We start from the raw sequence: 17,989 nt of genomic DNA on the forward strand, positions 1-17,989 counted from the left end.
CTTGCTGATGAACGAGCCGGAGCGGCGCCAGAGGATGCGTGCCGCGTTGGGCTTGGGGTGCTGCGCGGACATCTTACAAAACCGAAAAAAAACCGAGAATTTGCGTGCGCGAAATACTCGGCCTTTCGATTTCCATATGTCAGCGTAGCGGCGCCGGTGTTTTAGAGCAGCGGCGCGAGCGCGCGCCGCGCGTCCTCGGGGGAGAGCGCCATGCGGCGCGCAAAATCGGCGAGCTGATCCTGGCCGATCTTGCCCACCGAGAAGTACGTGCTGTCCGGATGCGCGAGATAGAAGCCCGAAACGCTCGCCGCCGGCAGCATCGCGAGCGATTCCGTCACCGTCATGCCAACTTCCTCCGCCTGCAGGAACTCGAACATGTCGCGCTTCACGAGGTGGTCCGGGCACGCCGGGTAGCCCGGCGCCGGGCGAATGCCCGCGTACTTCTCCGCGATCAGCGCGTCGTTGTCGAGCGTCTCGTTGGCAGCATAGCCCCACAGGTCGCGGCGCACGCGCGCGTGCATCGCCTCGGCGAACGCTTCCGCGAAGCGGTCCGCGAGCGCCTTGAGCATGATCGAGCTGTAGTCGTCGAGATCCTTCTGGAATTGCGCTTCCTTCTCGCTCACGCCGATGCCCGCCGTAACCGCGAACATGCCGATATAGTCGGCCACGCCCGAATCCTTCGGCGCGATGAAGTCGGCGAGCGAGCGGTTCGGGCGCATCACGCCGTCGACCACCGGACGCACCGACTGCTGACGCAGATTGCGCCACGTGAGCGCGACCTGGGTGCGCGACTCGTCGGTGTAGATCTCGATGTCGTCGTCGTTCACGGTGTTCGCCGGCAGCAGCGCGATCACGCCGTTGGCCGTGAGCCAGCGTCCCTGGATCAGGCGCGAGAGCATCGACTTGGCGTCGGAGAACACCTTGCGCGCCGACTCGCCCACGATCTCGTCGTTGAGAATCTGCGGATACGGGCCCGCGAGATCCCAGGTCTGGAAGAACGGGCCCCAGTCGATGTAGTTGGCGAGTTCGTTGAGGTCGAAGTTCTTGAACACGCGGCGGCCGAGGAACTTCGGCTTCACGGGCTGGAAGTTCGCCCAGTCGATCTTCGTCTTGTTCGCGCGCGCCTCTTCGAGCGTGACCATGGGCAGCGCCTTCTTGTTGGCGTGCTGGTCGCGGATGCGGTCGTAGTCGGTCTTGAGCTCGTCGATGTACTTCGTTGCGCCTTCATCCGAGAGCAGGCTCGATGCCACCGAGACCGAGCGCGACGCGTCCGGCACGTACACCACCGGGCCTTCGTAGTTCGGCGCGATCTTCACGGCAGTGTGCACGCGCGAGGTGGTCGCGCCGCCGATCAGGAGCGGAATCTTCTTCACGCGGAAATAGTCGTCGCGCTGCATTTCGGAGGCCACGTAGGCCATCTCTTCGAGCGACGGCGTGATGAGGCCGGAAAGGCCGATGATGTCCGCGCCCTCGACCTTCGCCTTCGCGAGGATCTCGTTGCACGGGACCATCACGCCCATGTTGACCACTTCGAAGTTATTGCACTGGAGCACGACCGAAACGATGTTCTTGCCGATGTCGTGCACGTCGCCCTTCACGGTGGCGATCACGATCTTGCCCTTCGCGCGCACGTCGCCGCCCGCTTCCGCGAGCTTGCGCTTTTCTTCCTCGATGAACGGAATCAGGTGCGCCACGGCCTGCTTCATCACGCGCGCCGACTTCACCACCTGCGGCAGGAACATCTTGCCCTGGCCGAACAGGTCGCCGACGATGTTCATGCCGTCCATGAGCGGGCCTTCGATCACGTTGATCGGCCGTCCGCCGCCGCCCATGATCTTTTGGCGAGCTTCTTCGGTGTCCTCGACAATGAAGTTCGTGATGCCGTGCACGAGCGCATGCGCGAGACGCTTCTCGACTTCCTGGTTGCGCCACTCGAGGTTCTCTTCCTTCTTCGCGGCGCCGGTCTTGAACTTGTCGGCGATTTCGAGCAGGCGGTCGGTGGCGTCGGCGCGGCGGTTGAGCACCACGTCTTCCACGCGATCGCGCAACTCGGCGTCGAGGTCGGCATACACGCCCAGCTGGCCCGCGTTCACGATGCCCATGTCCATGCCCGCCTGAATGGCGTAGTAGAGGAACACCGTGTGGATGGCTTCGCGCACCGGGTCGTTGCCGCGGAACGAGAACGACACGTTCGATACGCCGCCGCTCACCTTCGCGTGCGGGAGGTTCTGCTTGATCCAGCGCGTGGCTTCGATAAAGTCGACCGCGTAGTTGTTGTGCTCCTCGATGCCCGTGGCCACCGCGAAGATGTTCGGGTCGAAGATGATGTCCTCGGGCGCGAAACCCGCTTCGTTCACGAGGATTTCATAGGAGCGCTTGCAGATCTCGGTCTTGCGCTGGAAGGTGTCGGCCTGGCCCTGCTCGTCGAAGGCCATCACGACGGCCGCCGCGCCGTAGCGGCGGATCAGCTTCGCGTGATGGAGGAACGGCTCCTTGCCTTCCTTCAGCGAGATCGAGTTGACGATCGCCTTGCCCTGCACGCACTGCAGGCCTGCTTCGATCACGTCCCACTTCGACGAGTCGATCATGATCGGCACGCGCGCGATGTCGGGCTCGGAGGCGATCAGGTTCATGAAGCGCACCATCGCGGCCTTCGAGTCGAGCATGGCTTCGTCCATGTTGACGTCGATGATCTGCGCGCCGTTCTCGACCTGCTGGCGCGCGACGGCGAGCGCCTCGTCGAACTGGCCGTTGAGGATCATGCGCGCGAAGGCCTTCGAGCCGGTCACGTTGGTGCGCTCGCCCACGTTGATGAACAGCGAGCCTTCGTTCACGTTGAAGGGTTCGAGGCCGGAGAGTCGCAGGGTATGGTCAGTCATGGCGTGGGACCGGGTCGTCAGAGTGTCGTGGTGAATCGGCGCGTGGGCGCATCGTTATGCGGCGTCGCGATATTGACCGGGCCAGCGGCGCGGCTTGATTTCGGCGAGTGCCTTCGCGATCGCGGCGATGTGCTCGGGCGTCGTGCCGCAGCAGCCGCCCGCGACGTTCACAAGGCCGGCCGAGGCGAATTCCTTCAGGAGCGCCGAGGTATCCGCCGGCGTCTCGTCGAAGCCGGTGTCGCTCATCGGGTTGGGCAGGCCCGCATTCGGATAGCACGAGACGTAGGTGTCGCACAGCTTCGCGAGCTCGGCGACGTACGGGCGCATGAGCGCGGCGCCGAGTGCGCAGTTCAAACCGAACGTGAGCGGCTTCGCGTGACGCAGCGAATTCCAGAACGCCTCGACAGTCTGGCCCGAGAGAATGCGGCCCGACGCGTCGGTGACGGTGCCCGAGATCATGATGGGCAGATTCTCGCCGGTGTCTTCGAACAGCTGGTCGAGCGCGAACAGCGCGGCCTTGGCGTTGAGCGTGTCAAAGATCGTCTCGACGAGGAACAGGTCGCAGCCGCCGTCCATCAGCGCCTTGGCCTGCTCGTAATACGCGCGGCGCAGCTCTTCGAACGTGACGTTGCGCGCGCCCGGATCGTTCACGTCGGGCGAGATGCTCGCGGTTTTCGGCGTCGGTCCGATGGCGCCCGCAACGAAGCGCGGCTTGTCGGGCGTCGAGTACTTCTCGCACGCCGCGCGCGCGAGCTTCGCCGATTCGAGATTCATCTCGACGGCAAGCTCGCCCATGCCGTAGTCGTCCTGCGCCACGGTGGTCGCGCCGAAGGTGTTGGTCTCGATGATGTCGGCGCCTGCCGCGAGATACTGCTCGTGAATCTCGCTGATGACCTGCGGCTGCGTGATCGAGAGCAGCTCGTTGTTGCCCTTGATGTCGCGCGGATAGTCCTTGAAGCGTTCGCCGCGGTAGGCGGCTTCGTCGAGCTTGTAGCGCTGGATCATCGTGCCCATCGCGCCGTCGAGGATCAGGATGCGCGAAGCGAGCAGCGCGGGCAGCGCGGCGCCGCGTGTGTACGGGGTAGCGCCCGGGGCGGTCCCGGCGGGGCGCGAGGCGTGTTCGGCAGGCTGGTTCATGGATGGCGGGCGGGCAAAAGCGCCGGTTGGACTGGGAAACCTGTCATTGTAACGGTAGCGGGGGAGCCCCGCTGGCGCGCCACCTGGCCGCCCCCGGAAAATGAAAACCCCGCGCGGCTTGCGGCCGGGCGGGGTTCCCTGAGCGGGGTGTTGCCGGTATTGCGGTGAGGGCGCTATGTATTGCCAGGATGTTGCTCGAGCGTGGGCGCCGTGTGTTTAACTGCGGGTTCAACCGCGGACGTGAGCACTGGAACAGCGACGCGAAGCGGGCCGCGTCAGTGAAGCACGACCGGTTGCTGCATGAGGCTGTCGAACTGTCCGAGGAATTCATCTACCTCGTCGAGCGACTGCTCCTCGTCCATCAGCTTCTGCACGTCTTCGCGAAACCGCGCGGCCATTGCGCCGTCGATGAAAATTTCACGCCGCGCATTTTTGTCGACGATCTCATAGCCTCCCGAGCGCATGGCGATATGGCCATCTTGCGGGGGAAACTCGACGACGCAATAGTTGGGACTGTTGTAGATCATTTGCATGGCGACACTCCTTTTTCCTGTGCTCCCTCACTGCTTGTATCGATACATGGAGCGTTCGTTCGGGAATTCAAGGGGTGGGTCCCACATCACCTCTCTATCCGATTGCCTTCCCTATTTCCGCCTTTTTCTCCTTTCCCAGGGTGCAACAAACCGGGCGCATCATTTAGACATGCTGCCCAAGAAACGTTTCGAGCAGGGCTGCGAAACTGTGACATTCCTCTACAGGGGCCAGATGTGCTGCATCGAGCATTTCGAAGCGCGCACCGGGTATGGCTTGCGCCAGTGCTTCAGTGAATGCGGGCGGTGTGCCAGTGTCGTGGCGTCCCGCCACCGCAAGCGTTGGCACGCGCAACTGCGCGAGCCGTTCGTGAACATCGAAATCGCGCAGCGCCTCGCACGCGCGCGCATAACCTTCGGCAGGTGTGCGTAATAAAACGTCACATATTTGTGCGGCAGTATCGCGATGCGTGAGACGGAAGCCGGCGGTCAGCCAGCGCGCCATCGTCGTGTCGGCGAGCGCGGCCAGACCTTCGCGGCGAACCAGCGCGGCACGCTCGTCCCATGCCGGGCGCGCCTCGGGTTCAGTGCGGCTCGCGGTATCGCAGAGCGTGAGCGAACGCGCACGCGAGTTCGCGCCCGCTTGCGCGTCGGATGCTGTGTCGGGTGTCGTATGGTCGAGCGCGAACTGTTGCGCGATCATGCCGCCCATCGACATGCCGACGAGATGCGTCTTCTCGATGCCTTGTGCGTCGAGCAGCGTCGCGAGGTCGTCAGCGAGTTCGCGAAAGCCGAAAGCCTCGCGCGAGACCGCGCTCGCGCCGTGGCCGCGCACGTCGTAGCGCAGCACGCTATAGCGATGCCGGAAGTGGCCCGCGAGGGTGTCCCATACGGTGAGGTCGCCGCCGAGCTGGTGAATGAACGTCAACGCGGGGCCACCGCTGCGGTCTTCGAAGACGTAGCGCGTATCGATGCCGTTGACAGTCGCTTGCATGCGTTCCTCCTTGACCATGGGGTCGGGAGTCCAGCCGATTGCGAGTCCCTGCGCGAACGTCGTTTCCGTGTCGCGAACGCTGCGTACGAAAGGTGTGCGCGGGCGGGCGGCGTTCATGGCGCTAACCGTGTTGCATCGTCATGTGCTGCTGTCCGGCTGCGCGCGCTGTCTCGTTGTGTCTCGCGGCGGGCGCGTCAGCGGATGGGTTCGAAGCTTTTCCTCAGTGGATTCGTCTAGTCGTTCTTTGTCGCTCGCGGCATGCAGCCACGAACGCTTCGATGATTTTCAGTATGCGCCATTTCGCGCAAACGTGTAGGCAGATGGGCCGGCATCGTCGCATATGGGCGACTTTGTTGTGTGCTTGTGTGTGGCAGGGCGCTCAGGGGTGCATGGGCGCGTCGGCGGCGGGCAGCGGCGTCGTGTCCCGCGTGGCCGGTGGCGCGGCGGGAGTTGGCGTCGATGGCGCTGCCGGCTGCATGGATTGTGCCTCCGGCGACGGCGGCACGAGCGCAGGCGCAGCCGACGGCGGCGCGGCGCCCGGCGTGCCGCCGTTCGTGGTGGGCGGCGCCGCTTCATCCGTCACCGTCGGCGCGGTCGCGGCGCTGGCTGGCATGTCCGGCTTCGCATCGCCCGGGGTGGTGTTCGTCGCGCCGCTGGCCGTGCCGCTTATCGTGCTGTTTATCGTTCCATTCGCGGGCGGCACGTTGAGCGCGCCGCGCCACAGCAGTTCGATCTGCGTGCCGTTCGGTTCGGTCTGCACGAGCCGCACCGGCAGCCAGCCGAGCGCGGGTGCGAGCCACACGTCGATGCGGCGCTTGTCGCCGTCGTGGCGCGGCAGCCGCATGAAGTGGCGCGCCGTGACGAAGCCGTGATCCGTGTTCACCGTTTCGTCGCCGATGGTGGCGATGGGCCAGGTTTCGCCGCTGTCGTTGTCGGCCACGTAGAACTCGCGCGTGACGCCGGGCTTGTAGGCGTCGGGGTCTCCGCGCACGAGGCTCGCGAGCTGCATCACCATGCTGAAGCGGTCCTGCGCGCCGTCGGGCAGCGCGAGCGAATTCGGCGTGCGCGTAAAAACGATCTGCTTCTCCTCGCGATTGAAGATCGTGAAGTTTTCGGGGCGGCTGCCGCGCTTTTCGATGTACTGCTCGGGCGCGAGGCCGAACGCATCCACATGGCCGCGGCTCGTCCAGCTGAACGTGCCGACGAAGGGCAGGGGCACCGCCACCACCATCTCGTAGCGCTTGCCGTCGCTTTTCCAGTGGATCGTGCCGGGCTGATTGCGTGCGCCGTTAAAGAACGTGTCGTATTGAAGCTCGCCCGAAGGCGGCACCGAGAATTTCACGCCATGCGAGGCCTGATCTGCCTGGGCGGCGGGGGTGCTGCCGTTGCCGTTCGCGGCCACCGTGCCGCTTGCGCCGCTTGTGCCATTCGCGGCGCTTTCCGCTGCGCTCTGCGTGGCAGGACTCGATGCGGCTTGCGGCGCTTCGGGCGCGGCGGTCGTCTTGGGATGCGGCGCGGGCGGCGTGATGGCATGCAGCGTGTGCGGCGGGCTCGCCGCGCGCTTCGGATGCGCGGGCGCCGCGGGCTTCGGTTGTGCCGCAGCAGGCGCGGCGGCCCGCGCCTGCTGCTCGATACGCTCGGCTTTGAGCAGCGTCACCTGCACGGGCACGCGCGCCGGCGCGAGCGGTGGCGGCGCGCCGTGATGACGCTCGAACCATTGCGCGGCGACCCAGTGCAGCACGCTCACCGCGACGAACACGGCCGCCCAGCGCCATGCGCGCGAGCGGCGCGGCGGCGCGGGGCGATCGACCTGGCGGTTTGCGGTGGACGTGGACATCGGGCTCAAATAGGACTGAAGGCGCGAGCGTGTAGAGAGGGCGATGACTGCGAGCCCGTTACTGTGACACGGCACGCGTGTTGGCTGCAGAAAGCCTCGACCGCTTCGGCCCCTCAGCGTTCAACAGGGCTGTACCCCAATTCGTACGAGAGCTTCTGCGCGCACGCGCGCAACGCGGTATCGACGACGCCATTCCAGGCGATGTCGAACGCGCCTTCGTGGCCGAGCGCGATGAGCCCGAGCGCGAGGTCGCCCGTGGCGTCGAAGACTGGCGTGCAGAACGCATGGATGGTCGGCAGCAGCATGCCTTCGACGCGCGCGGCGCCGTGTTCGCGCACTTCGGCCAGCGCGCGCTCCAGTTCTTCATGAGAGCGCGGCGTCGAGCCCGACACGTAATGCTGCGCGCTGCCGAGTTCGCGTTCGATCATCGGCCCGGTTTTGCTGCGCGGCAGGTAGGCGGCAAACAGCAGCCCCGTGGCGGAGCTGAGCATGGGCATGACATCGCCGAGCTTGAGCGAGGCCTTGGCCGGATGGCTCGATTCCATCCAGTGCACGACCGTCGGCCCCTGATTGCCCCATACCGCAATGCCCACGGTGATGTCGAGCGCGTCGCGCAGTTCGGCGAGCGCGATGCGCGCGAGCTTCACGCCGTCCACGCGTGCAAGCCGTGCGAGCCCGAGTTGCAGCGCGAAGCCGCCCAGTTCGTAGCGGCCCGAGAGCGGATCCTGCGCGACCACGCCGAGCCGCATGAAGCTCACGAGATAGCGATGCGCCTTCGCCGGGCTCATGCCCGCGCGCTGCGCGAGGTCGCGCAGCATCATCGCGCGCGGCTCGTTGGTCAGCACCTCGAGGAGGCGAAAGCCCACTTCGATCGACTGAATCCCCGAGCGCAGTTTCTCTTCGCCGGTGTCGGCGCCGTCTTGTGCGTCGGTTGCATCGTCGAGGTCGATGGCGTCGTCGGCGGGCGTGGCGGGCGCGGCCGGTGCGCCGGCGGAACGTGCGGATCGGGAAGACGGCGGCATGAAGTCGTTCGGGTCGTGGTGTTCGAAATCCAGTGCGCGGTCCCGCTTGGGCCGCATCGATTCACCATCGTAGAATACATTTCCTCTATCGTCATCCACGCCCCATTCCATGAAACTCGCCACGCTGAAGGACGGCACCCGCGACGGTCAGCTGATCGTCGTTTCCCGCGACTTGCGCAGCGCCGCCATTGCCGACGCGATCGCGCCCACGCTGCAGCGCGTGCTCGACGACTGGCGCTTCTACGCGCCGCAACTGCTCGATCTCTACGACACGCTCAACCACGGCCGCGCGCGCAACGCCTTCAGCTTCGACGCCCGCCAGTGCATGGCGCCGCTGCCGCGCGCCTACCAGTGGGCGGACGGCTCGTCCTATGTGAACCACGTCGAGCTCGTGCGCCGCGCGCGCGGCGCGCAGATGCCACCCGAGTTCTGGACCGATCCGCTCATGTACCAGGGCGGCAGTGACGATTTCATCGGCCCGACCGACGACATCGTGTGCGCATCGGAAGCGTGGGGCATCGACTTCGAGGCTGAAGTCGCCGTCATCACCGGCGACGTGCCGATGGGCGCGAGCCCGGAGGAAGCGCTCAGGGCGGTGCGGCTCGTCGGGCTCGTGAACGATGTCTCGCTGCGCAACCTGATTCCCGCCGAACTCGCGAAGGGCTTCGGCTTTTTCCAGAGCAAGCCGGCCTCGTCGTTCGCGCCCGTTGTCGTGACGCCCGACGAACTCGGCGAGCACTGGCGCGAGGGCCGCGTGCATCTGCCGATGCTGGTGTACTGGAACGGCAAGAAGGTCGGCCAGCCCGACGCGGGCACCGACATGGTGTTCCACTTCGGCCAGTTGATCGCGCACGCGGCGAAGACGCGCAATCTGCGCGCCGGGGCGATCGTCGGGTCGGGCACGGTCTCGAACAAGGATGCGAAGCGCGGCTACTGCTGCATTGCCGAGAAGCGCTGTCTCGAGACGATCGAGCATGGCGAGGCGCGCACCGAATTCATGAAGTTCGGCGACACCGTGAAGATCGAAATGCTCGACGAAGCGGGCCACTCGATTTTCGGTGCGATCGATCAGGCGGTGGCGCCGGGGGCTGAGTCCGCCTGAGTTGTCCGGGAGGGATTAAGCGGGGGTTTAGCCCGATTCCGCACGCTTCGCGTGCGGCTACACTGCCCACTCGAAGCCGTACGCAGAATACGCTCGACAAACACAAGGAGACACCGTGAAGCTTCTTCGCCCCCGTCGTTTTGCTGGCTCGCTGGCGTTCAGGCTGGCTGCGCCATGCGCGGCGCTCGCCAGCCTTCTCGCCCCCACGCTCGTGCTCGCGCAGGTCAAGGTCGGACTCGTGCTCTCGCTCACCGGCCCGGCCGCTTCGCTCGGCATTCCCGAGCGCGACACGGTGGCCATGCTGCCCACCCAGATCGCGGGCCAGCAGATCCAGTACATCGTGCTCGACGACGCTTCCGACACCACCCAGGCCGTGCAGGACACGAGAAAGCTGATCGACGAACAGCACGTGGACGTCATCATCGGTTCCTCAATCACGCCGAACACGCTCGCGATGCTCGACGTAGTCGCGCAAAGCGAGAGGCCTGCGATTTCGCTGGCGTCGTCGGCGAAGATCATCGAGCCCGTCGACGACAAGCGCCACTGGATGTTCAAGACGCCGCAGACCGACGCGATGATGGCCGCCGCGATCGCCGAGCACGCGGCTGCGCACAACGTGAAGACCGTCGCCTACATCGGCCAGGCCGATGCGCTCGGCGAGGCCTTTTATGCGGAAGTCGCGAAAGCCACGCAGGCGCGCGGCATCAAGATCGTCGCGAGCGAGCGCTTCAATCGCACCGACCCGAGCGTGACGGGCCAGGCGCTGAAGATCGTCGCGGCGAAGCCCGACGCCGTCGTGGTGGGCGCGGCCGGCACGCCCGCCGCGCTGCCGCCCAAGGCGCTCAAGGAACGCGGCTACAAGGGGCTCATCTATCACAATCACGGGGTGGGCAATCGCGACTTCCTGCGCGTGTGCGGCGCCGACTGCAACGGCACGTTCCTGCCCGCGAGCCCGGTGCTGGTGGCTGCGCAACTGCCCGCGGGCGAGCCCGCGCGGCGTCTCGCGCTCGACTATATTTCGCGCTACGAATCACAACACGGCGCCGGGTCGGTGTCGGCGTTCGGCGCCTATGCGTGGGATGCGGGCCTGGTGCTCGGCAGCGCGATTCCGGTTGCGCTCAAGTCGGCTGAGCCGGGCACGAAGGCGTTTCGTCAGGCGCTGCGCGACGCTATCGAGTCGACGCGCGACCTGCATACCACCAACGGCGTCGTCAATATGAGCGCCACGGACCATCTGGGGCTCGACGCGCGGGCGCGCGTGATGGTCGAGATCCAGGACGGCAAATGGGTCTACCAGCCGCGTTGATGTCGCGTCGATATCGTATCCAATGATTCTGCAATCCGAAACAATCGAGGAACCGCCCATGAACGATCCTTTTTACGCCCACTATCACGCGCTGCGCGTGCGTCGGCACGAGCACGGCATTGTCGAGATCGTGATGAGCGGCGAAGGCGCGAACAAGAGCGGCCTCGCCACCGCCGACGCCAGCATGCATCGCGAGCTGGCCGAAATCTGGCGCGACGTCGACCGCGACCCCGACGCGCGTGTCGCCGTGATCCGCGGCGAGGGCAAGGGCTTTTCGGCGGGCGGCGACCTTGCGCTCGTCGAGGACATGGCCACGCATTTCGACGTGCGCGCGCGCGTCTGGCGCGAGGCGCGCGACCTCGTCTACAACGTGATCAATTGCAGCAAGCCCATCGTTTCGGCGATGCATGGTCCGGCGGTGGGCGCGGGGCTCGTCGCGGGCCTGCTCGCCGACATCTCCGTCGCGGCGAAATCGGCGCGCATCATCGACGGGCACACGCGCCTTGGCGTGGCGGCGGGCGACCACGCGGCGATCGTCTGGCCGCTCCTGTGCGGCATGGCGAAGGCGAAGTACTACCTGCTGTTGTGCGAACCGGTGAGCGGCGAGGAGGCCGAGCGGATCGGCCTCGTCTCGCTCGCGGTGGACGAGAACGATCTGCTGCCCAAGGCGTTCGAGGTCGCGAAGCGCCTTGCGAACGGCTCGCAGACCGCGCTGCGCTGGACCAAGTACGCGCTCAACAACTGGCTGCGCCAGGCGGGGCCGAATTTCGACACGTCGCTGGCGCTCGAATTCATGGGCTTTGCCGGACCCGACGTGCACGAGGGCGTGAAATCGCTGCGCGAGCGGCGCGCACCGGAATTTCCGGGCGGCGATCCGTTCTAACGGGACCGCGGCCGCGCGGTATGATCGAAGCAGACTATCCGCGCTTTGCGCCGTGTGTGGCTAGACGCGCCGCGCACCGCAAGCCGCTGCCCACACTGGCCGGCCCGCAGGGCCGCCAACATCGCGAGGGAGACTCCGCATGACCGAATCCACAGGCACCGTGCCGCCGTTCCCGGGCTTTCCCGGCTTTCCGCCCGCTGAAATGCTCGACCGCATGTGGGGGATGATGCGCCTCACGCCGTTCGGCAGCGCCTTTCCCGGCAGCGAGCCGGGCGCGGCGCAGGGGCTCGGGCCGTCGCTGTCGATGATGTCCGACATGATGACGCCGCTCACCAACATCGAGGAGCTCGACAAGCGCATCACCGACCTGCGCGCCGTCGAGCAGTGGCTCAACCTGAACCTGAGCATGCTGCAGTCCGCGATCCAGGCGCTCGAGGTGCAGCGCGCGACGCTGTCCACGCTGCGTGCGTTCGGTGCGTTTGCGCAGTCGCAGATGAGTTCGTCGAGCACCCAGAGTGCACCGGAACCCGAGCCGCGCGCTGCGCGCCCGCAGCCGGGCGCCGAATCCGCAGAGGCCGGGCAGGCGGCGGGCGCCGATGGGGCGGGCGCCGGTGCGTCGCCGCCGCCGGGCTTCGACGCCTCGTCGTGGTGGAACCTGTTGCAGTCGCAGTTCAATCAGCTTGCGCAGTTCGCGATGGCCCAGCCCGCGGCGGCGGCCGAGGCGGCGCAGGCTGCCGCCGAAGCGGCCGCGCCGCGCGCGAAGCCGGCGACCAAACGCACAGGCAGTGGCAGCAGCAATGGTGGCGGCAGCGCGGGCAAGACGGCTGCGCGAAGCGCGAAGCGCCCGCCGGCGCAACCCGAGTAAAACCGGGTCGCGACACGGTAAGGGCAGTCAACAGCCATTTCGTCCTGCGGGACGAAGCACACGGGGAGCGTCGGCGTCATGCGGCTTGCGCTCGTGATGATGGGCGGCGGCGCACGCGCGGCCTACCAAGCCGGCGCGCTGCGCGCGCTCGCGGAACTTGCCGCGCAGGCCGAGCCGTCGCGGCGCGCGATGCCGTTCACGGTGATCTGCGGCACCTCGGCGGGCGCGATCAACGCCACTTCCATCGCCAGCCACGCCGATCATTTCCTGCATGGCGCCCAGCGCCTTGTCGAGATCTGGTCCTCGCTGAACGCCGCCCAGGTGTATCGCGCCGACGTGCCCGGCGTCGCCGCGGCGGGGGCGCGCTGGCTTGCGGCGCTCATGTTCGGCTGGGCCACCTTCGGCCTCGCCGCGCGGCGCACGCCGCGCACGCTGTTCGACAACACACCGCTCGCGCATTTTCTGGCGGACACGCTCAACTTCCACCGCATCGAGCAGATGCTTGACGAGCGGCTCCTGCACGCGCTTTCCGTGACGGCGCTCAGCTACTCGTCGGGCCGGCATCTGACCTTCTATCAGGCGAGCGAGCCGATCAGCGCGTGGCGGCGCGCGCAGCGCACGGCGCGCATGGTCGCGCTCACGCCCGCGCATCTGCTGGCTTCGGCGGCGATTCCCTATGTGTTCCCCGCGGTGCGCCTCGAACTCGACGGCCATCACGAGTATTTCGGCGACGGCTCGATTCGCCAGATCGCGCCGCTTTCGCCGGCCATCCATTTCGGCGCGCAACGCATCGTCGTGATCGGCGCGACTGCGAGCGCGCCCGAGGTGCCGGCCGCGCGCCCCGACATCGACGCCTATCCGACGCTCGCGCAGGTTGGCCAGCAGGTGCTCGCGAGCGTGTTTCTCGACGCGCTGAGCGCCGATATCGAGCGCATCGAGCACGTGAACCGCATGGTGTTGCACTTGCCGCACACGGTCGATCCGGAAAGCGGCTGGCGGCACATCGACGTGCTCGCAATCCGGCCGAGCGAGCGCATCGAACTGGTTGCCGCACGCCATTTGCACGAGTTGCCGCTCTCGGTGCGCATGCTGCTGGGCGCAGTGGGCGGCAATCGTGCGTCGGGCGCAGCATTTGCGAGCTATCTGCTGTTCGAAAGCGCTTTTACTCAGGAGCTGATCGAACTCGGTTATCGCGACACGCTCGCCCAGCGCGAGATCCTTTTGGCATGGCTCAAGCAGCCGTCGGACTTGCCCGCAGGCGTAGTGCATGGGCACCCCGAGGCGCGCCGGAACTGAAAGATCGGCGTGCTATCATCGTGTAAGGTTTTTCCGACCGTCGTGGGGCATGCGTTTGGCGTAGCGATTGCGGCAATTTGCCGCATATTGCCGGGCCGCCCACCGGGAGGTATCCCGCGACAATTCCGGCAGCCGGGTTCAAGGCAGGGTGAATTACCCAGAATCCATCACGGCGCCATTCAATCCGGCATTACAGATTGCCACTCGACAGGAAGTAATCTGTTTAGCGGGGTGTAATTGCGTCCGGGCGGCCGGTAACCGCGTAAAATTAAATGTTTTCGCCTGTGGGCACGCGCGAGGAAGCCAACGCGACGCGCCGCGGGCGGCACGATAGAAGTCGTCATGCGCAGAACAGGGGCGGGACTATGAACACGATGCTTTATCCGGAACTTTACAAATCGCTCGAATCGGTCCGTTGGGACATGGAAAAGGACATTCCATGGGATAAGTTCGACGCGTCGCTCCTCACCGACGAGCAGGCTCAGACCATCAAGATGAACGCGATCACCGAATGGTCCGCGTTGCCGGCCACGGAGATGTTCCTGCGCGACAACCATCATGACAGTGACTTCTCCGCGTTCATGAGCGTGTGGTTCTTCGAGGAGCAGAAGCACTCGCTGGTGCTGATGGAGTACCTGCGCCGCTTCAAGCCGGAGCTCGTGCCCACCGAGGAGGAGCTGCACGCCGTGCGCTTCACGTTCGATCCGGCGCCGCCGCTCGAGACGCTTATGCTGCACTTCTGCGGCGAGATCCGCCTGAATCACTGGTACCGCCGTGCAGCCGAATGGCACACCGAGCCGGTCATCAAGGCGATCTACGAAACCATCTCGCGCGACGAGGCCCGCCACGGCGGCGCCTACCTGCGCTACATGAAGAAGGCGCTCAACAACTTCGGCGACGGCGCGCGCGCGGCGTTCGCGAAGATCGGCGTGCTGATGGCCTCGGCGCGCCGCACCGAAAAGCCGCTGCACCCCACCAACCTGCACGTGAACCAGGCGCTGTTCCCGCGCGACACCGTGCAGTCGCGCCTGCCCGATCCGGAATGGCTCGAGCGCTGGCTCGACGAGCAAATCCGCTTCGACGACGGCTGGGAAAAGAAGGTGGTCGAGCGCATCCTGCACAACCTGTCGATCCTGTTCGAGCGCACGTTCAGCACGGCGCAGGAACTCAACCGCTACCGCAAGGAAGTGGTGCAGCGCCTGCAGGGCGAACAGGGTGCGCAGCAGCCGGCCTGACAGCCTGACCGTCCGTGCACCGCTGAACACCGTTCGTCTCGCGCCCGCCGCGGCGCGGCGAACCCGACAGCCCGGAGCGCTCGCGCGTGACGGGCTGTTTTTTCATCGGCGTGCTTTTTCTTCCGTTCTCAACCGCGATCCATTCGAATCCCATGCCCGCTTCCTTCGAACGCAAGATCACGACCCGCGAAGCGCTCGCGCAGCGGCGCGCCTCGCTGACCGGCCCGGTGGTGTTCACCAACGGCGTTTTCGACATCCTGCATCGCGGGCATGTCACCTATCTCGCCGATGCGAAGGCGCTGGGCGCGACGCTGATCGTCGGCGTGAACAGCGATGCCTCGGTGCGCATGCTCGGCAAGGGCGACGACCGCCCGATCAACAATGAGCATGACCGCATGGCGCTACTAGCGGCGCTGGAGAGCGTGGACTGGGTGGTGCAATTCGGCGAGCAAACGCCGATCGAGCTGATCGAGGCCGTACATCCCGACATTCTCGTCAAGGGCGGCGACTACGACATGGATGCGCTGCCCGAGTCGGCGCTCGTGCGCGGCTGGGGCGGCCGCGCGCTCGCCATCGCCTTCGAGCACGACCGCTCGACCACCAAGCTGCTGCAGAAAGTGCGCGCGCAGCAGGGCTGAGCGGTTTGGTCGGCGGGCGCACGGCTGCATGCTCGCGCGCCCGACGAGGCCAGCCTGGCCGGATTACTGCGTCGAGAGTTCGGAGGCCTTGACGGCGGGATCGGCCATCGGGCCGCCCACCACGGGCACGTCCAACGACTCCGAGGCCTTGATCGGCCGAACCAGCAGGCCTTCCGGGTGGATCTGCCGGTTCAGTTGCTTGTTGCCGCTCGTGGTCGTCAGCGGGGCCGGGCCGAACAGGCCGCGGACCGCCCCGAAGGCGAGCAGGTTGGCGAGAATCAGAATGGCGATCAGCCAGCGCAGCATCGTGTGAGACTCCGTCGATTTCGTTCTTGAAGTTCGCCGCCGCGCCGTGCGGCAGCATGCGCGCCCGGGCGCGCTCAGGATTGCATCGCGATCACTGCGAGGCCCGCGAGCACCAATGCATCGTGGCGAGTATGCGGCACCTTCAGCGCTGCTGTCACTTCGGCGGCCGCGCCGCCGCTCACGACCAGCCGGACCGGCATTTTCCACGCATCTTGCAAATCGGCCCAGGCGCGCTCGATCAGGCTCGCCTGGGCGAGCGCGCAACCGGCCGAGATCGAGCGTTTCGTGTCGGTCGCGAAGAGCGGGCCAAGTGTCGATGAAGCCGCAGCTGGCTCCGCGTTCATGCCCGCGCCGGAGCGTGGCTCGCCCTGCGCCGCGCCGATCAGACCGCGCGCGTTATGCGCGTCGAGCACCGGCAATTGCGCCGTGTGCTCGCCCAGCGAGCGCATCATGAGCGACCAGCCCGGCGCGATCAGGCCGCCCTCGAAGGTGCCGTCGGCGCGCAATGCCTCAAGTGTGGTTGCGGTGCCGAAGGTGGCGATGAGCAGCGGTTCGTCCGGAAACGCCGCGTGCGCGCCGATCATGCCGGCCCAGCGATCGCTGCCGAGTGCGTCGGGCGTCGTGTAGCTGTTCGTCACGCCGCATTGCTGCCGGGCCGAGCGGATCACCGTGCGGGCGAGGCCTGGCCAGTGGGCGTCGAGTGCGGCGTCGATGCGCTGCGCCACCGCCGCGCCCGCGACGTTCGAGATCCACGCGCCGCCAGGCGCGGGCAGCGCCGACCAGTCGGCGAAGTCGCGCACGACCGGGGTAACGGCTGGGGCAACAGTTGAGGCAGCCGCCGCGGCGGGCGATGAAATGTCCGGGGCCGCGTCGTGGCTCGACGCGCCCGCATGCAGGCGCGAGCCGTCGGCGGCCACCAGCGCCCATTTGATCCGGCTATTGCCTGCGTCGATCAGCAGATACGGGGACGGGCCGGCATGCGGGGCGCTGCGCGTACCGCTCATGCGCCGTTGCCCGCGAGCCGCAGGGAAATATCGCCGGTCGTGACGGCCTCGCGGCCGCGTGCAGTATCGACGAGCAACTGGCCGCTCTCATCCACGCCCACGGCCACGCCGCGCAAGATCTCGGCGCCTTGCTCGTAGAGCGCGACCTCGCGGCCCGCATAGGCGTGGCACGCGTTCCAGCGCGCCTGGAACGGCGCGAAGCCCGCCGTGCCGAAGCGTTGCAGCGCGCTTTCGAGCGCGTTGAGCTCGGCGGCGAGCACATCGGTGAGATTGGCGGCGGGCCACACGCGCGAGAGCGCGGTGGGCGCGGCGCCCGGCACCGGCGCGGCCTGCTGCGAGGCCGGGTCGGCGTTGAGCGCGTCGACCTTCGCCGCCAGCGCCTCCGGATGGCGCACGTTCGTGCCGATGCCAATCACCACCGCCGTCGCATCGGCCGTGCTCCACGCGGTCTCGACGAGGATGCCGACCAGCTTGTCGCCTTCGAGCAGCACGTCGTTGGGCCACTTGAGCGCGATCTGGCCGGGCGCGGCCACGGGCAGCGTGCGCAAGCCGTCCACGAGCGCCGAGCCGATCGCGAGGCTCAACCCCGCGAGGCCTTCGATCGGGCGCGGCAGCACGCAGCCGATCGAGAACAGCAGCGCGTCGCCGGGCTGGGCGACCCAGCTGCGGCCACGCCGGCCGCGTCCCGCCGTTTGCAGATAGGCCACTCGCACGATCGGGCGCGCGAGCGCGTCGGCGCGATGCGGCAGCGCCTTCAGGCGCGTCATCAGGTCGGCGTTGGTCGAGCCGGTTTCCTCTACGATCTCGATGGGCCAGTCGTTCGCGGCCGGGCCGAACAGCGTCACCGCGCGGTCCCGGTCGATGCGCCAGTCGTCGGCGCTCGGAGTATTGGGGGTAGGGGTCATCATGGTCTCGTATTGTAGTGGCGGCCAACCGTGCCGCGTACGCGGATTTC

General features: G+C 66.8%; 16 protein-coding genes. 7 read left to right on the top strand and 9 right to left on the bottom strand.

Annotated features, from left to right (window positions below; all coding sequences use genetic code 11):
- Window positions 1-161: 161 nt before the first annotated feature.
- The 6 genes from metH to P5W99_RS01280 all read right to left on the bottom strand — a co-directional run bounded on the left by metH (window position 162) and on the right by P5W99_RS01280 (window position 8,399).
- Complete coding sequence (gene metH, locus P5W99_RS01255; RefSeq protein ID WP_434661567.1) at window positions 162-2,879, bottom strand: methionine synthase; 2,718 nt, start codon at window positions 2,877-2,879, stop codon at window positions 162-164.
- Window positions 2,880-2,933: 54 nt separating this feature from the next.
- Window positions 2,934-4,016 carry a homocysteine S-methyltransferase family protein gene (locus tag P5W99_RS01260; RefSeq protein WP_421022838.1) on the bottom strand — a complete coding sequence of 361 codons (1,083 nt, stop codon included), beginning with the start codon at window positions 4,014-4,016 and terminating at the stop codon, window positions 2,934-2,936.
- A gap of 275 nt (window positions 4,017-4,291) precedes the next feature.
- Window positions 4,292-4,549, bottom strand: a complete 258-nt coding sequence (locus tag P5W99_RS01265; protein ID WP_213297865.1) for a BTH_I0359 family protein — start codon at window positions 4,547-4,549, stop codon at window positions 4,292-4,294.
- 163 nt (window positions 4,550-4,712) lie between these two features.
- Window positions 4,713-5,540, bottom strand: a complete 828-nt coding sequence (locus P5W99_RS01270) for an alpha/beta fold hydrolase (protein WP_421073445.1) — start codon at window positions 5,538-5,540, stop codon at window positions 4,713-4,715.
- Between the two features lie 379 nt (window positions 5,541-5,919).
- Window positions 5,920-7,377 (bottom strand): DUF3108 domain-containing protein, encoded by a 1,458-nt coding sequence (locus tag P5W99_RS01275; protein WP_421022840.1) that lies wholly within the window; start codon window positions 7,375-7,377, stop codon window positions 5,920-5,922.
- A 113-nt stretch (window positions 7,378-7,490) separates the two neighbouring features.
- Entirely contained in the window at window positions 7,491-8,399 is a 909-nt protein-coding gene (locus P5W99_RS01280; RefSeq protein ID WP_421025145.1) for an IclR family transcriptional regulator, read from the bottom strand.
- Between the two features lie 109 nt (window positions 8,400-8,508).
- Here P5W99_RS01280 and P5W99_RS01285 point away from each other — a divergent pair, with 109 nt between their 5' ends.
- From P5W99_RS01285 to rfaE2, 7 genes are all read left to right on the top strand, one after another.
- Window positions 8,509-9,501, top strand: a complete 993-nt coding sequence (locus tag P5W99_RS01285) for a fumarylacetoacetate hydrolase family protein (RefSeq protein WP_421022841.1) — start codon at window positions 8,509-8,511, stop codon at window positions 9,499-9,501.
- Window positions 9,502-9,616: 115 nt separating this feature from the next.
- A complete protein-coding gene (locus P5W99_RS01290) occupies window positions 9,617-10,807 on the top strand; it encodes an ABC transporter substrate-binding protein (RefSeq protein ID WP_434661571.1) in 1,191 nt (396 codons plus the stop codon).
- Window positions 10,808-10,865: 58 nt separating this feature from the next.
- Window positions 10,866-11,690 (top strand): enoyl-CoA hydratase/isomerase family protein, encoded by an 825-nt coding sequence (locus P5W99_RS01295; protein ID WP_421022843.1) that lies wholly within the window; start codon window positions 10,866-10,868, stop codon window positions 11,688-11,690.
- Window positions 11,691-11,829: 139 nt separating this feature from the next.
- Window positions 11,830-12,555, top strand: coding sequence for a PhaM family polyhydroxyalkanoate granule multifunctional regulatory protein (locus tag P5W99_RS01300; RefSeq protein WP_421073446.1), 726 nt, complete (start codon window positions 11,830-11,832; stop codon window positions 12,553-12,555).
- 78 nt (window positions 12,556-12,633) lie between these two features.
- On the top strand, window positions 12,634-13,851 hold the full coding sequence (locus P5W99_RS01305) for a patatin-like phospholipase family protein (RefSeq protein WP_421022845.1): 1,218 nt from the start codon (window positions 12,634-12,636) through the stop codon (window positions 13,849-13,851).
- A 374-nt stretch (window positions 13,852-14,225) separates the two neighbouring features.
- Window positions 14,226-15,086 carry a ferritin-like domain-containing protein gene (locus P5W99_RS01310; RefSeq protein ID WP_421025146.1) on the top strand — a complete coding sequence of 287 codons (861 nt, stop codon included), beginning with the start codon at window positions 14,226-14,228 and terminating at the stop codon, window positions 15,084-15,086.
- Between the two features lie 152 nt (window positions 15,087-15,238).
- Window positions 15,239-15,724 (top strand): D-glycero-beta-D-manno-heptose 1-phosphate adenylyltransferase, encoded by a 486-nt coding sequence (gene rfaE2 / locus P5W99_RS01315; protein WP_421022846.1) that lies wholly within the window; start codon window positions 15,239-15,241, stop codon window positions 15,722-15,724.
- Window positions 15,725-15,787: 63 nt separating this feature from the next.
- Here rfaE2 and P5W99_RS01320 read toward each other — a convergent pair whose 3' ends face one another.
- The 3 genes from P5W99_RS01320 to P5W99_RS01330 all read right to left on the bottom strand — a co-directional run bounded on the left by P5W99_RS01320 (window position 15,788) and on the right by P5W99_RS01330 (window position 17,942).
- Entirely contained in the window at window positions 15,788-16,030 is a 243-nt protein-coding gene (locus P5W99_RS01320) for a hypothetical protein (RefSeq protein WP_421022847.1), read from the bottom strand.
- A gap of 74 nt (window positions 16,031-16,104) precedes the next feature.
- Window positions 16,105-17,034, bottom strand: coding sequence for a type III pantothenate kinase (locus tag P5W99_RS01325; protein ID WP_421022848.1), 930 nt, complete (start codon window positions 17,032-17,034; stop codon window positions 16,105-16,107).
- Window positions 17,031-17,942 (bottom strand): biotin--[acetyl-CoA-carboxylase] ligase, encoded by a 912-nt coding sequence (locus tag P5W99_RS01330; RefSeq protein ID WP_421022849.1) that lies wholly within the window; start codon window positions 17,940-17,942, stop codon window positions 17,031-17,033. Before P5W99_RS01330 ends, P5W99_RS01325 begins: the two co-directional genes overlap by 4 nt.
- Window positions 17,943-17,989: the final 47 nt, after the last annotated feature.

Source organism: Paraburkholderia sp. A3BS-1L, assembly GCF_051125215.1.
In the GTDB taxonomy this organism is placed as follows: domain Bacteria; phylum Pseudomonadota; class Gammaproteobacteria; order Burkholderiales; family Burkholderiaceae; genus Paraburkholderia.

Excerpts from the sequence above, each read along its gene's own strand:
- metH (WP_434661567.1), bottom strand. The coding sequence starts at position 2,879 with ATGACTGACCATACCCTGCGACTCTCCGGCCTCGAACCCTTCAACGTG.
- P5W99_RS01260 (WP_421022838.1), bottom strand. The coding sequence starts at position 4,016 with ATGAACCAGCCTGCCGAACACGCCTCGCGCCCCGCCGGGACCGCCCCG.
- P5W99_RS01265 (WP_213297865.1), bottom strand. The coding sequence starts at position 4,549 with ATGCAAATGATCTACAACAGTCCCAACTATTGCGTCGTCGAGTTTCCC.
- P5W99_RS01270 (WP_421073445.1), bottom strand. The coding sequence starts at position 5,540 with ATGCAAGCGACTGTCAACGGCATCGATACGCGCTACGTCTTCGAAGAC.
- P5W99_RS01275 (WP_421022840.1), bottom strand. The coding sequence starts at position 7,377 with ATGTCCACGTCCACCGCAAACCGCCAGGTCGATCGCCCCGCGCCGCCG.
- P5W99_RS01280 (WP_421025145.1), bottom strand. The coding sequence starts at position 8,399 with ATGCCGCCGTCTTCCCGATCCGCACGTTCCGCCGGCGCACCGGCCGCG.
- P5W99_RS01285 (WP_421022841.1), top strand. The coding sequence starts at position 8,509 with ATGAAACTCGCCACGCTGAAGGACGGCACCCGCGACGGTCAGCTGATC.
- P5W99_RS01295 (WP_421022843.1), top strand. The coding sequence starts at position 10,866 with ATGAACGATCCTTTTTACGCCCACTATCACGCGCTGCGCGTGCGTCGG.
- P5W99_RS01300 (WP_421073446.1), top strand. The coding sequence starts at position 11,830 with ATGACCGAATCCACAGGCACCGTGCCGCCGTTCCCGGGCTTTCCCGGC.
- P5W99_RS01305 (WP_421022845.1), top strand. The coding sequence starts at position 12,634 with ATGCGGCTTGCGCTCGTGATGATGGGCGGCGGCGCACGCGCGGCCTAC.
- P5W99_RS01310 (WP_421025146.1), top strand. The coding sequence starts at position 14,226 with ATGCTTTATCCGGAACTTTACAAATCGCTCGAATCGGTCCGTTGGGAC.
- rfaE2 (WP_421022846.1), top strand. The coding sequence starts at position 15,239 with ATGCCCGCTTCCTTCGAACGCAAGATCACGACCCGCGAAGCGCTCGCG.
- P5W99_RS01320 (WP_421022847.1), bottom strand. The coding sequence starts at position 16,030 with ATGCTGCGCTGGCTGATCGCCATTCTGATTCTCGCCAACCTGCTCGCC.
- P5W99_RS01325 (WP_421022848.1), bottom strand. The coding sequence starts at position 17,034 with ATGAGCGGTACGCGCAGCGCCCCGCATGCCGGCCCGTCCCCGTATCTG.
- P5W99_RS01330 (WP_421022849.1), bottom strand. The coding sequence starts at position 17,942 with ATGATGACCCCTACCCCCAATACTCCGAGCGCCGACGACTGGCGCATC.